Source organism: Telluria sp. Soil_C_11 (assembly GCF_057657395.1).
This window is the reverse complement of record NZ_JBDGIN010000002.1, coordinates 295,744-308,295: the sequence shown is the minus strand read 5'-3', so window position 1 is coordinate 308,295 and position 12,552 is coordinate 295,744. Positions and strand designations below refer to the sequence as shown.

Below are 12,552 nucleotides of genomic sequence, written 5' to 3'. Positions count from 1 at the left end.
CCGGGTTTGGCCAAAACCCGAAATCGAAGAGATGTATCGTGTCGCCAAACCAATAGGACAGCAACGCTGGGCCCATAATTCGGCATTTTTTCGTTTTTACGACACATGATCCCCACCCTGAAGACTGAACGCCTGCGTCTCGTACCACCTAGCCTGACCGCAGAAGATCTCTACCGTCGTTTCTATACGGACGCGGAGGCGTCCGCTTTCTACGGAGGCCCCCTTAGTTCGAGCGCTGCCTATACTCGGCTGGCGACTGACATCGGCTGCTGGTACCTGCAAGGTTTCGGAGTGTGGGTTGTGGAACGGCTACGTGACGATGCCCAGCTCGGTGTATGCGGGTTCTGGCAGGGCCTGGGATGGCCACGCGAGTTGACCTGGTGGTTGCTGCCTGACGCACGTGGGCAAGGTTTCGCGCAGGAGGCTTCGCGTGCCGCGATTGCTTATGCTTATCGGGAGTGTGGATGGCAAACGGTAGAAACATACATGGCTGATGACAATGCCCCGGCTCGCGCACTGGCCCTTCGCCTAGGCGCGTTCCAGATTGAGAGGCGAATATTCCCAGACGGGCAGCGACGAGATCTGTTCCGTTTCCCACGTCCCTAGTGCTTATCGGGCATCACGTTTGTCAATTCGGAGTCGTATTCGACATCAGGTTGGGTCATGAGAGTCCTTTTTGGGACGGCCTCGCGCGGCCAATAGCAGCGATGCACTTGGGCTTCCCAAGAGAGCTGGTCTTAGCCCCTATTTGGCAGCAATATCTCTTATAGAAATCGCTTTCCAAGACCTGGCTATACGTCGCTCAAAGTTCTCGCAATCGTCACATCGCACGGAACAGGTGCACGTACATCACACTGACACGCAGCTGTTCAGGGCGGGTGTGCAGAGTCAGCATTAACCTGCCGAGCTCGTCACGGACCGCGCTCGCGACGCAGTCCATGTTCACGATCGTGCCCCGGTGGATCTGGCAGAACTGATCCGGGTCGAGCTGGGGCAGCAGGTCCTTCAGGCTTTGGCGGATCAACGATGAGCCCTCCTGCGTCACCACGTTGACGTACCTGTCTACGGCCTGGAAGTAGGCGACCTGCTCGACCGGGATCATGCGCACCTGGTTGCCGCACGCCGCGCGGATCTTGGTCAGCGGCTTCGACACCGGCGCCGGCGCGGGAGCCGGCAGCGCGTGCATTTGCTGTACCAGCTGCGCCAGGCCGTCCGCCGGGCTGGACGGGACAAGGCGCTGGCGCAGGCGTTCGATGGTCTTGCCCAGCCGCGCCTCGTTGACGGGCTTGAGCACATAGTCCACCGCCGCCTGCTCGAACGCGTTCACCGCATAGTCGTCGTAGGCCGTCACGAACACCACCTGCGGGAACGGTCGGACGCCGTCCCAGCGTTCGGCCAGTTCCTCGGCTGCTTCCAGCCCGCTCTGTCCAGGCATATTGATGTCCAGGAACAGGATGTCGGGCCGCAGCGCCAGCGCCTGCTCGACCGCGTCCATCCCGTCCGGGCTGACCGCGGCGATCTCCAGTTCCGGCCACAGTCGCCGCAGGCAATGGACGAGCTTGGCGGCGAGGAGTTCTTCGTCTTCGGCGATGAGTGCGCGTGGGTTCATGCAAGTTCCAGTGGCAAGGTGATGCGGGCGACGGCCCCATACGGGACCGTGGGTTCGAGTGCGAGCGTGGCGCGCTCGCCGTACAGGCCGCGCAGCCGTTCGCGGGTATTGGCAAGGCCGACACCGGAGCCGGCCCTGGCAGGAGGGCGGTCCAGGCCTAGCCCGGAATCGCGGACCGTGATTTCCAGCGCGTCGCCGAACCGGTTCGCGCTCACGACGAGCTCGCCGCCGCCGATCTTCGGCTCCAGCCCGTGGACGATCGCGTTCTCCACCAGCGGCTGCAGTAGCATCGGCGGCACGCAGGCTCCAGCCAGCGCGTCTGGCAGCTGCAGGGAAAAGCGCAGCCGCTTCCCCATGCGCACCGCCATCAAGCCGAGGTAGGCGTCCAGTAGGTCGAATTCCTGTGCCAGCGTGGTTACCTCGGCGCGCGACGAAGTCAGGGTGGCGCGCAGGTAGCGGATCAACTGGTCGAGCATGTGGCAGGCGCGCTCGGCGTCCAGCGTGATCAGGCTCTCCAGGTTGGCCAAGGTGTTGAACAGCATATGGGGCTCGATCTGGGCCTGCAGTAGTTGTAGCTGGGCTTGCATTGCCTGGCGAGCGACGGCCTCCGCGCGCACCCGTTCGTGCGCGGCAGCGGCTTCGATACGCGCGGTGCGTTCCTGGCGAGAGAACAGGAACATGCCGCAGATGGTGGTGTATCCCGTGATCAGCACGTCGCGCATGATGACGTCGGCGGCCGGCATCGTCGATCCGAGGACGCGGTACGCCAGCGCCACACCGGCATAGGTGGAAACTGGCGTGGCTGCCACGACGACGACAAGGAGAATGAGCCATTGTTTCGCGCCCCAGTCCGGCTGGCGCAACAAGGCCAGGCGTACGGCATCCACGACGAGGTACGAGAGCAGCCCGATGCACAGCGCGAGGACCAGGTGCACGAACAGGGACTCGAACAGGGACTCCAGCCCATCGGTTTCGATGATTGTGATGAACACGCCGAGCATCAGGCACAGGACGGTGGCATATCGCATGTCCTTGACGAGCCTCTCGAATGGAAAGCCTTGGGCAAGGTTCGCGATCGGGGCCGGCTGGATGGCTGGCTGCATGGTTGTGGTTTCGAAATTTGTGATGCGAAGCATTGTGCCTAGTTGGCGGATGCCGCACAACCGGTCTGCGGCGAAACGATGGCTGGAGGGAGCGAAACGCTCCTTTGATAGCATAAAACCGTTAGGGCCCAAGCCCTTGTTTTTTATGACAAGCCCAACGATAGCTGGGGCGTCGCAGTATGGCCCGGCGTTCGGACATCAAAACCTTCGATCAAATATGTTGATCTGCTTGTACAGCTCGTCGATCACGCATAGCTGTCCCAGGAACAAGTGCCGTTGAGCGTGGCTTTCGCCAGCGGCGAGAAACGACGCAGTCGCTCGTAACTGTGGTTCGAGCAGCGGATTGCGATGCCGGAAACGATATCCATACCGATTGATACGCTTCCTGCGGACGACTTTGGTGTCGATCTCGATAACGACATCGACCGTGCCTGCCTGCCTGCCTGCTTTGGCTGCTCAATCGGATCGGCGAGACCAAGCTCCGGGCCCGTGTCGCCAAGTGTCAGGCGCGCTGGCCAGGCTCGAAGCCGTTCGTGTGGACTTTGTTGAAGTGGGATCAACCTGCATGGGTTGGCATTTTTGCTTGGATGTTCTTGGTGGCCGGGGGTCGAATCGAACCACGGACACAAGGATTTTCAAGGACAGTGTCGTAGCTAGACATTGCGGTACATCCCTGGCGCGCTCGGTGCGTACATGGCCGTGAGCTGGGCAAGCCGCGACGCGAACTGTGCATCGTCGCGTCGCGCCAACCATTGCGCGCACAGCATGAACCACAGATAAGCATAGCCGTCGGCAAGGAACTCGACGTCGGCCCGCGGCGGCAGGTCGCCGCTCTCCCGCGCGCGCGTAAATAGCGAACGGAGTGACTTGCGCAGCGAAGGGTCGTCGCCCTGTAACTCGCCGGAATCGGCGGTCTGCTGGACGTGGTTGAAGAATAGTTCGGCCTGTGCTGCATGGGCCTGCAACCAGGTTTGGGTCTGCTGTGCGAAATGGCTGAGGGCAGCGTGCAGCTGGCCTGGTTCCGCCTGCAAGGGCGCAACATTGATCAGCCCCGTCAGATAACTACGCGCGCTGGCGGCGATCAGCGCAGCCTTGCTGCCGAAATGACTGTACACAGTGGCACGCACCACCCCGGAATCGCGCACGATGTCGTCCATGCTGACCCCTGCTACTCCGTGCTCCTCGAACAAGCGCGACGCCGCATCGAGGATCTGTTGACGAATCTTGGTGTTTTTGCCGGGAGGCCGTGCCATTGGCATTCCTTGTTGCGACGTTGAGAAAGGGCTTGCATTGTACAATTTAATTAAGTAGACTCCAGTCTAGTTAATTTCATTCTAGGTGAAACATCGTGGACATCGCTTTGGCAATTTCTTTCTGGAGCATGAACTTTCTGTTGAGTATTACGCCCGGTCCGGCGGTCGCGAATGTGATGGGCGCAGCGTTGACATCAGGGTGGCGGCCAGCGCAGGCCAGCATTGGCGGGATTCTTCTGGGTAACTGCATTTATATTTCGATGGCCTTGCTGGGCCTGGGTGCCGTTTTTGCGGCAGTTCCAGGCAGCCTGACCGTTCTGCGCTGGATGGGAGCCGCCTACATCGGCTGGCTTGGCGTTCAGTCGCTTCGTTCGTGGCGCCATGCCAAACGCGAAGGAAATCTCGAGCCGCCCCCCCCGGCCTCTGCTACACGGCTATTCACCGACGCGCTAACGCTGCAGTTGGCTAACCCGAAGTCGGTGCTGTTTTTTGGCGCAATGCTGCCTCAGTTTGTGCATGAGGGGGGCTGGCCACCGATGGTGCAGATGACGCTACTGGGAGCGATTGCGGTACTGCTCGAATACCCGGTGCTCTGTGCCTACGCTTGGCTTGCGCGCCGCAATCAGAGCCCCGGGAGGCGCGGTGTCCTGCAGTTGGCAGCGGGATGTCTGTTATTGCTGTGTGCTCTGCGCATTGCGCTGGCCTGATCGTTTCTTGCGGTGCCACCGTCGCTGGCGCCGTTCCATCACAGGAGGATCGAAATGGAAGATATCCGGATTGGCGTCATTGGCGCCGGCACCATGGGTTTGCGCGTGCTGCAGGCACTGAGAGCGCACCCGGCATTTTCAGTGGTCGGTGTATACGATCCAGATGCAGACGCTCAGGCACGAGTACGCGCGTTGGACTCGGCGTTGCCGATTTTTGCCAGTGCTGCCGAGTTAAGCGTCCAGTCTGGGTTGGATGCTTTGTATATCGCCTCACCGCCGGCTTGGCATTTGGAACACCTACGACTGGCGCAGGATGCCAGGGTGGCTGTGCTATGTGAAAAGCCGCTCGCTGCGAATCTGGGCGATTTGGCGGCAATCGATCGGCTCGTCCTGCCCCGTTGCGCTATAAATTTCCCATTCGCATGTGTGCCAGCCGTGCGCCAATTGCAGGCAATGTTGAGCAGCGGCGCCATGGGTGAGTTTTCCGGGGCGGACGTCACTTTGCGGTTCGCGCACTGGCCACGCGCCTGGCAAAGTGGCGCCGCCGACTGGCTGGGCATGCCGGACCAAGGAGGCTTCACTCGGGAGGTGTTATCGCATTTCCTGTTCTTGGCATTACGCTTGTTCGGCCCTCTGGAATTGTCCACTTACCGGCTCGACCGTGAACCCGGAAGAACCGAAACGGGATTGAAGGCGCAACTGCGGCATGGCTGTGGGGTATTGGTCATCGACGCGGCGGTCGACGGCACTATGGAGGACAGCAATTGTTTCGAGTGGCGTGGAACCCGTGGCAAAGTGAGACTGCATGACTGGTATCGACTGGAAGCGACCGGAGTGCCGCCAATCGCGCCCGTCGACCCCACCCCCTACACATTGGACGCATTTTCCCGCGCGTTCAGGGAGCAAGTCGACACCGGGCTGGCCACGGTGTCGGAAGCCCGGCAAGTTGCCGAACTCGTCGAGGTCTTGCTTGCCTGAGCTGGCCCTGCCTGTAGAGCGCCCCGGTACCAGCACGCACTGTTCAATTTCAGGGATCACTACAATTAGCGGCTGAACTACGTGATGTCGACCGGCCAGGCGACCTACAGCAGCACCATCAACAGCGCCACCGCCAACCTCAACGGCGAAGTCTACCACCGGTCGGGCGGCACGCTCGGCGTCGTTGCGGACCGAGTGGACTGTGCCAACCGCTGGATGCCGCTGGAAGTGAACATGCTGCGCCATATCGAGCTGTTGAAGAACCCGGACGGCCTGACCGACGTCGAGCGCAAAGCATCGCCAAGCGCAAGCCCGGCTTTTTCGTGACCGCCGACGCGCTGGCGGTGCTGACGCGGCGCGCGCCATCGTCCAGGGCGGATGCTGTGAACGACCCGGCTCGCGGGCGGACAACTCAGTCCGCAAGCCGGCCCGGCTCGAGCCGCGGTCAGGGAGCGCTGATTTCCTTGACCAGACCATCCGCGTGATAGACGTGCTGCAAAGCATCGAGAATCATTCCTGCGTCGACTCCCACAGTGCGGTTGACGCGTGAATCGTACCAGTACGCGCCGCCCAACGCGTGGATATTGGTATCAAACACCAATCCGATGATCTCACCTCTACGGTTGAGCATCGGGCTGCCCGAATTGCCTCCGGCAATGTCATTCGTCGTTACGAAATTCATCGGCCGTGTTTTTTCCAGGTGCGACTTTGCTCTGTGCCACGATGCCGGCAACGCGAACGGTTCGGCACCGGTATCGCGTTCAAAAGCGCCGCCAACCGTGGTGAACGCAGCGACATGGTGATCAGGTTCATCCCAGCCTTTTACTTGGCCGTAAGAAAGACGCAGCGTGAGGGTGGCATCCGGATATGTGCTCGTTCCTTGCTTGTCAAAGCGCGCGAGCGCGATCAGTTCCGCGTTCTTCTGTACGACCGATTCCACCTGCTCCTCGTACCGTGTGCGCAAGGCGCGCGCATCGTCGTCAATCGCGAGCGCCAGCTGGATGAAGGCATCATCCGTGTGCGCAATCGCGTCGCGCCCACCCGCCCACAAGGACTGGCGCACCGCCGGGTCGCCGAGACGGGTGTGTCCAATCAAAGCTGAGCTCAACTGGTCCGGAGACATTTTTCCAAGCACGCGCTTAACCAGCGGATGGTCGACACCGAGCTTCTCGCGCAGCTTCGTCAACGAGAGCGACAGCTTCACCTGCTCGAAGGCAGGGTGTACCGGCAAGTCGGAGAACAATGCCGCCTCCATCGACGGAAGCCGCGCGTCATTGAATTCGGCCAGGCGCGCCGCGATGGGCTTCTCCCGTTCCTGCGCGGCGCGCACAAGCATGCGGGCGAACCTGAAGTACATGCTGTCGAAGCCGTCACCACGTTCGACCAGCCGATAGGGCTTGGCGATCGTACGATAAGTCGTTTGCGCGCTGGCGATCGCGCTCCACGGATCCCCCACCTTTGCCCGTAGCGCCGGCTTGGCCGCAACGTACTGGCGCAAGGCCGCCTCATCTTCCTGCTTGTTGCGCATCAGCTCAGGGTCACGCAAGGCGGCGATCTGCCCTGACAGGACCTTGTATCTGTTCTCCACGAAGAAAAAGTGCTCTTCCGTCGTGCGCTTCGCTTCGGCGCTTTCCTTGCTGTACTGTTCCAGGACACCGCGCGACTCAGCCACGCCCAGCAATGTGTCAGGCAAGATCACATCGCGCAGCGTTTCTAGCTGAGCAACGGTGAGCTGCCTCTGGGTCGAGCCTGGATGTCCGGCCACGAATACCGCGTCGCCTTCCTTGATGCCGTCTGGCGCGAACTTGAAATAATCCCGGACCGCGGCGGGCGCGCCGTTTTCGTACACCCTAACGAGTGTCATGTCCAAGTCGTAGCGCGGAAAATTGAAGTTATCGGGATCACCGCCGAAAAATGCGATTGCCTTCTCCGGTGCCCATACGAGTCGCGTGTCGGTGAAACGATGATACCGATAGAGGTGGTAGCGGCCGCCGTGATACAGGTCGACGACATCGCAGCGTGTCTTCGCCGTGTCGGCTCCAATGCAGGCGGAGACCAGCTGTGCCTTGATCGCGTTTTGCGCCTTCTGGAAGGCCTGTCCCTCCAGGCCGGTTGTCGCCTGCTTCACTTTGTCGCTGACGTCCGTGATCTGTTCAAGGCGGTCCAATTCCAGTCCCGGGCAACGCAATTCCCGTTCGCGGTGCTCTGCGAGAAAGCCGTCCTGCAAATAATTCCGCTTCGCCGTCGAGAGCTGGTCGATGCACTGTGACACGCAGTGGTGATTGGTCATCATCAGACCGTCTTTGGAAACGAACGCTGCGGTGCAGTCATCCCCATACAGTGCTGTACTGCGCATTACATGCTGGACCCAGCCAGCGTCGGGTGCGAAACCGATCTCGCTGGCCATGCGGCTGACTGGAAGATTATCAAGCGTCCACATCCCTTCGGCGGCCATCGCCATTCCAGGGATCGAAAGTAGAATCAAAAGCTGCCGAAACTGCATTGTTGTCTCCTTTGTTGGAATCAGCGGGGTAGCCGCAGGCCTAACCGATCAGCAATCCAAATGTCTGAAAATCAAATATGCATGTGTTGCGCCCTTGCGTCTTCACGAAGCTGTTCGGGCTACGCTCTGCGCTGGAAGATGGCTACCCGGCCAAGCGCGCCGGGTCGATGTTGCTTCGGTTCTCGACCAACGAATTTCTCGAGCCCGCCCTACGACCAGACGCTAAGCGGTTCAGTTTGCGACGGCCACGTTGTCGGCTGCAGTCGTTGCTGGCGTCAGGAAGACGCCCGTCGCACCCGGCATGCCGGCGCCCGCGCCGACCACCGCGACCTTGGTGAATTGCAGGTTGCGTACCCGCTCCTCGTTGACGGTGAAGCCCGAGCAGCCCGCAGCGGGCGTGCACTGGAAGCGGACCACCCCAAACGGCCACGGACCGGCGAAGCTGTCAGGACCGATCGGGTCAAGCGTGACGGGGCCGCGCGAATAGTCCAGCGTCACCCGGCCATCCCGTGCCTTGACGGTATACAGCACATGCAACTCGTCGCTGTAAAACTCGCCCTCATACGCCTTGAGCTCGCTGTCTGTCAGCCTCGCGCGTGCAATACGCGTGGCGCGCGTGGCATGCACGTTGCGATGCCAGGTGCCACCGGCGACGACGCCGTCGGCGCCGGGCGGATCGAAACTGAAGCTCGCGTTGGCCGTCTTCATGAAGAACGCGTTCCCGCGCGCTGGGTAGAATAGCGCCTTGTCGTCGCCGTTCAGCCAGCCGATCAAGCGGCCATTTTCCTTGGCGAAGGTAACCGTCGAGTCCGGACCCAGCGCGTAGGTGCCGGCCAGCGCATCCAGGTGCGACGGATCGTTCGGCACCTCGGCGCTGTCTGCATAGTCTGGCACCGGCGCCGGCAGCGGATCGAGCTGGCGGTCTAGCCAGATGTCGGCGATGCGCTGGCCCAGTCGCGTGGCGAGGACGTCCACGCTGTTGCCAAGGATGACGATTGCCAGGTGCTGGTCGGGAAAGCGTGCGAGGTAGGTGCGAAAGCCCGCGTCCACGCCGTTGTGGTCGATTTTCCTGAGACCACGGTACCTGCCCACCCAGACGCCATCACCGTAGCCGGTCTCCTTGCCATCGTTGAGCACGGCCGACTGCTGCATCTCGGCCAGAAGCTTCTTGCCGCCGACCCGCCCGGTGTCGAAGTTGTTGGCCCACAGGACCAGGTCGTCCGCCGTTGTGAACAGGCTGGTGGGGCCGACCGTCGAATACGACAAGGCGAAGCCTTCGTAACCCCCTCCCGCGGCCGGCTGGTAGGACTGCGCGCGACCCGGCACGAGCGTGCCGTACTGCTCGTGGAAGAAGCTGTGCCTCATGCCGAGCGGCTCGAAGATGCGTTCCTTGGCAAACACCGCCAGCGACTTGCCCGACGCGCGCTGGACAATCTGGCTGAGCAGCGTGAAACTCGTGTTGCAGTAGGAGAACTCGCTTCCGGGCGCAAAGTTCAGGGCGCGCTGGCGCTGCACCAATCGCATGATGTCGCCGTCGGTGATGACATCGTCCATGCGCCATCCCGCCATCGCCAGCAGGCTCCATTCGTCGCGCAAGCCGCTCGTGTGGTTCATCAGGTGGCGGATCTTGATGACCTGACCAAAGTCGGGCAGCTCGGGCAGGTATTTGCGTACGTCGTCGTCGAGCGACAGCTTGCCGTCCTGCGCCAGTAGCAGGACCGCGAATGCGGTGAACTGCTTGGACAGCGAGGCGATGTGGAAATCCGTCGTTGGAGTGATCGGCCGGCCCTGCTCGATGTCGGCCATGCCGAATGCGCGCCGGTGGACAACCTTGCCATCCTTGACGACCTCCACCGCGGCGCCCGGTACGCCGGGCTTGTTCCATTTTGCGAACAGGGCATCAACCTGCTGTTGCTTGCTTGGGGTTTGCGTCTTCGCGAGCGCCGCTTCGCTGGACCAGCCGCGGACGTGGGCCAACAGCAGCGCTGAGAGCAGCGCGAGGTGGCATGTTTTCATAGTGTAGTCTCGTGCGGATATTCAGATTATTGGCGGGCGAGAGTAGACTTCCTTCAACGCGAAGGCCGCTTCGTCCACCGTCGCGTTAGCCTAGTCCTTGTTCTTCTCGCCCCGCGTTTGCCTCGGGCTTACAGCGAGTCGTCGCCCAGCGCAAGCTTCAAGGTGTCGAATGCTGGCTTGAAAGCGTCACGCTGCGTGACCGCGAGCGCAAGCGCGCGATGCCGGCTCGGCACATAGAACGCAGCTGTTCCCCAGAAGCCGCTGTGGCCATAAACCTTTAGGCCGTTGACGTCGTATTCGAAGATGCCGAGGCGGTAGGGACTGCCGGGCGGCAAGCCTTGCTTCGAAAGCATCAGGTCCAGCGTGCCGGGGCGCTTAAAGACCTTGCCGTTGAACAGTTCGTACAGGAAACGTGCCATGTCCTGCGGCGTGGCGACCAAGCCGCCGCCGCCATACGTGTCCGCCGTCGGGTTCCAGTCGTAGGTGTCATGACCGTCCAGGATCAGATGGACGCGCGGCCCGGCCTGCGGTGCCGGCGGCTCATTGGCTTCCCACCAAGTGGCGGAGAGGCCCAGCTTGTCGAAGTCCAGCGTCCGGCGTACCGCCGTGGCCAGCGGCAGCCCGGTCAGGCGCTCGATGATGTTGCCGAGCAGGCAGTACCCACTGTCCGAGTAAAAGAATTTCACGCCAGGCGCGGCCACCGGATCGGTCCATTTTACTAACCACTCGAGCTGGCTCTGGCGCGTCCATGCGGCCGATGGCTGGGTCTCGATCTGCTGCAGGAATTCCTTGGTTTGCGCGTGGTCGGCCATGCCCGAGGTGTGCGACAGAAGATGGCGCACGGTGATGTGCGCGGTGTCGTAGCCATCCTTCTCGAGCAAAGCGATATAGGCCGGGTCGACGTAGGTGCGGATGCTCTCGTCGAGCTTGATCTTGCCGTCTTCCCACAGGCGCAGGATGGTCGCGGCGGTGTAGGTCTTGGTATTGCTGGCGAGGCGGAACGATGTGTTCGGCTTGAGCGCGGGATCGCCGCCAACGGCGGTCAGGGCCACCGGAGCGCCGGCCGGACCGGACATAATTTCGGCAAGCGCGATACCCGCTCCCGGCGCAGCGGCGACGAGTCTGGCATCCAGCGTGTCGAGCGGCGTGGCCCAAGCGGCGCCGGCGGCACAAGCGGCTATCAGGAACGTGGTCAGTCTGGTGCTTATCATTCTGTCTCCCATAATGATTGGCGGGTATCCCTCTGTTATCGTTGGAAGTGCTACTTTAGGAGACGGACATGGCACGGCACACGACCGTGCGACAGAACGCGGATTCTGACGCATGAGTTGCACCTGCCGGCACATGAGTCACCCCGGCAATGCTTGCTCGGGGCTTGGGTCTTTCCATTCGCCGCTTGGCTCGACCAGCCGGGGACGTGGGCCAACAGCAGCGCCGAGAGGCGCAAGGCAGGATGTTTTCATCGTGTGGCCTCCTGCGAATTTTCGGCTTATTCGGCGGGCGAGAGTACACAACTTAATAATAATCGGAAAGCAAAATCGAATGCATAGGCGTTCGTTGACGCATGGTGCCGAAACGCGTGCGGCCGAATCTGAGTCTGCGCCAGCACCAAATCCGAAAGGAGTGAATAACAAGCGGCCATCCCACGACGCAGGAGCCCAACATGTGCATATCTAATCGGCAGTTATGTGAATTGCCATTCCTCTAATCCGGTTGCTGCCCTGTTGGATTTAGCCGTGTCACGCCCACTTGCTCTACGATGTCCGTAAATAGCGCAGAGACATTTCACCTCGGACGGTATTAACTAGATCTGCCTCTTTGGCAATTGATAGCTTCAACGCGAACTGTTTAGGAGCAGAAAGGCAGTTCTTGCGCTCGCAATCACCCTTACAGGGCATTTGTGCCGCATTAAAGACCAAGATCGACACATTGGTAGGATCCCTGACATACAGCTATCTGAGCGCGTCGACCGATTGTTACGGCACTTCTTCGAAAGGGAATCGCGACCTGATCAAAATCAGTATCCGAGCGCTAAGAAAAAGATAGGATGGAGGCGAGGACGGGAGTCGAACCCGTCTAGACGGCTTTGCAGGCCGCTGCATAACCGCTTTGCTACCTCGCCCGAGGAGACTTGACGATGCTGACATGGCGGGTTATCGACCACATCAACACGGGAAGACTGGCTTCCCTGAATTCTGGAGCGGGAGAAGAGTCTCGAACTCTCGACCTCAACCTTGGCAAGGTTGCGCTCTACCAACTGAGCTACTCCCGCTGAGGAGTCCTGCTTAATACTGCCGTGAATCACTTGGAGCGGGAGAAGAGTCTCGAACTCTCGACCTCAACCTTGGCAAGGTTGCGCTCTACCAACTGAGCTACTCCCGCT

Annotated in this window: 10 protein-coding genes, 3 tRNA genes and 1 pseudogene; 4 read left to right on the top strand and 10 right to left on the bottom strand. The window is 61.0% G+C overall.

The window, feature by feature from the left end:
* Window positions 1-105: 105 nt before the first annotated feature.
* On the top strand, window positions 106-606 hold the full coding sequence (locus AC3A6M_RS04345; protein ID WP_487851496.1) for a GNAT family N-acetyltransferase: 501 nt from the start codon (window positions 106-108) through the stop codon (window positions 604-606).
* A gap of 214 nt (window positions 607-820) precedes the next feature.
* Here AC3A6M_RS04345 and AC3A6M_RS04340 read toward each other — a convergent pair whose 3' ends face one another.
* The 4 genes from AC3A6M_RS04340 to AC3A6M_RS04325 all read right to left on the bottom strand — a co-directional run bounded on the left by AC3A6M_RS04340 (window position 821) and on the right by AC3A6M_RS04325 (window position 3,965).
* On the bottom strand, window positions 821-1,609 hold the full coding sequence (locus AC3A6M_RS04340; protein ID WP_487851495.1) for a LytR/AlgR family response regulator transcription factor: 789 nt from the start codon (window positions 1,607-1,609) through the stop codon (window positions 821-823).
* On the bottom strand, window positions 1,606-2,712 hold the full coding sequence (locus tag AC3A6M_RS04335; RefSeq protein WP_487851494.1) for a sensor histidine kinase: 1,107 nt from the start codon (window positions 2,710-2,712) through the stop codon (window positions 1,606-1,608). Before AC3A6M_RS04335 ends, AC3A6M_RS04340 begins: the two co-directional genes overlap by 4 nt.
* A 245-nt stretch (window positions 2,713-2,957) precedes the next feature.
* Window positions 2,958-3,080 carry a hypothetical protein gene (locus tag AC3A6M_RS04330; protein ID WP_487851493.1) on the bottom strand — a complete coding sequence of 41 codons (123 nt, stop codon included), beginning with the start codon at window positions 3,078-3,080 and terminating at the stop codon, window positions 2,958-2,960.
* 285 nt (window positions 3,081-3,365) lie between these two features.
* Complete coding sequence (locus tag AC3A6M_RS04325) at window positions 3,366-3,965, bottom strand: TetR/AcrR family transcriptional regulator (protein ID WP_487851492.1); 600 nt, start codon at window positions 3,963-3,965, stop codon at window positions 3,366-3,368.
* A gap of 95 nt (window positions 3,966-4,060) precedes the next feature.
* Here AC3A6M_RS04325 and AC3A6M_RS04320 point away from each other — a divergent pair, with 95 nt between their 5' ends.
* From AC3A6M_RS04320 to AC3A6M_RS04310, 3 genes and pseudogenes are all read left to right on the top strand, one after another.
* Complete coding sequence (locus AC3A6M_RS04320) at window positions 4,061-4,672, top strand: LysE family translocator (RefSeq protein ID WP_487851491.1); 612 nt, start codon at window positions 4,061-4,063, stop codon at window positions 4,670-4,672.
* A 54-nt stretch (window positions 4,673-4,726) separates the two neighbouring features.
* A pseudogene (locus AC3A6M_RS04315) lies at window positions 4,727-5,041 on the top strand (Gfo/Idh/MocA family protein); the annotation flags it as partial.
* 693 nt (window positions 5,042-5,734) lie between these two features.
* Window positions 5,735-5,977 (top strand): hypothetical protein, encoded by a 243-nt coding sequence (locus AC3A6M_RS04310; protein ID WP_487851490.1) that lies wholly within the window; start codon window positions 5,735-5,737, stop codon window positions 5,975-5,977.
* Between the two features lie 118 nt (window positions 5,978-6,095).
* Here the strand turns inward: AC3A6M_RS04310 and AC3A6M_RS04305 are convergent, their stop codons facing one another.
* From AC3A6M_RS04305 to AC3A6M_RS04280, 6 genes are all read right to left on the bottom strand, one after another.
* Window positions 6,096-8,153, bottom strand: coding sequence for a S46 family peptidase (locus tag AC3A6M_RS04305; RefSeq protein ID WP_487851489.1), 2,058 nt, complete (start codon window positions 8,151-8,153; stop codon window positions 6,096-6,098).
* 231 nt (window positions 8,154-8,384) lie between these two features.
* Window positions 8,385-10,169 (bottom strand): serine hydrolase domain-containing protein, encoded by a 1,785-nt coding sequence (locus tag AC3A6M_RS04300; protein WP_487851488.1) that lies wholly within the window; start codon window positions 10,167-10,169, stop codon window positions 8,385-8,387.
* A 128-nt stretch (window positions 10,170-10,297) separates the two neighbouring features.
* Window positions 10,298-11,380 (bottom strand): serine hydrolase domain-containing protein, encoded by a 1,083-nt coding sequence (locus AC3A6M_RS04295; protein ID WP_487851487.1) that lies wholly within the window; start codon window positions 11,378-11,380, stop codon window positions 10,298-10,300.
* An 837-nt stretch (window positions 11,381-12,217) separates the two neighbouring features.
* Window positions 12,218-12,291: transfer RNA gene (locus tag AC3A6M_RS04290), tRNA-Cys, on the bottom strand.
* 74 nt (window positions 12,292-12,365) lie between these two features.
* Window positions 12,366-12,441 (bottom strand) — tRNA-Gly (locus tag AC3A6M_RS04285).
* 34 nt (window positions 12,442-12,475) lie between these two features.
* A tRNA-Gly gene (locus tag AC3A6M_RS04280) sits at window positions 12,476-12,551 on the bottom strand.
* Between the last annotated feature and the right edge of the window lies 1 nt (window position 12,552).

Coding starts and splice junctions, on each gene's coding strand:
- AC3A6M_RS04340 (WP_487851495.1), bottom strand. CDS start 1,609: ATGAACCCACGCGCACTCATCGCCGAAGACGAAGAACTCCTCGCCGCC.
- AC3A6M_RS04335 (WP_487851494.1), bottom strand. CDS start 2,712: ATGCAGCCAGCCATCCAGCCGGCCCCGATCGCGAACCTTGCCCAAGGC.
- AC3A6M_RS04345 (WP_487851496.1), top strand. CDS start 106: ATGATCCCCACCCTGAAGACTGAACGCCTGCGTCTCGTACCACCTAGC.
- AC3A6M_RS04330 (WP_487851493.1), bottom strand. CDS start 3,080: ATGGATATCGTTTCCGGCATCGCAATCCGCTGCTCGAACCACAGTTAC.
- AC3A6M_RS04310 (WP_487851490.1), top strand. CDS start 5,735: ATGTCGACCGGCCAGGCGACCTACAGCAGCACCATCAACAGCGCCACC.
- AC3A6M_RS04325 (WP_487851492.1), bottom strand. CDS start 3,965: ATGGCACGGCCTCCCGGCAAAAACACCAAGATTCGTCAACAGATCCTC.
- AC3A6M_RS04305 (WP_487851489.1), bottom strand. CDS start 8,153: ATGCAGTTTCGGCAGCTTTTGATTCTACTTTCGATCCCTGGAATGGCG.
- AC3A6M_RS04300 (WP_487851488.1), bottom strand. CDS start 10,169: ATGAAAACATGCCACCTCGCGCTGCTCTCAGCGCTGCTGTTGGCCCAC.
- AC3A6M_RS04295 (WP_487851487.1), bottom strand. CDS start 11,380: ATGATAAGCACCAGACTGACCACGTTCCTGATAGCCGCTTGTGCCGCC.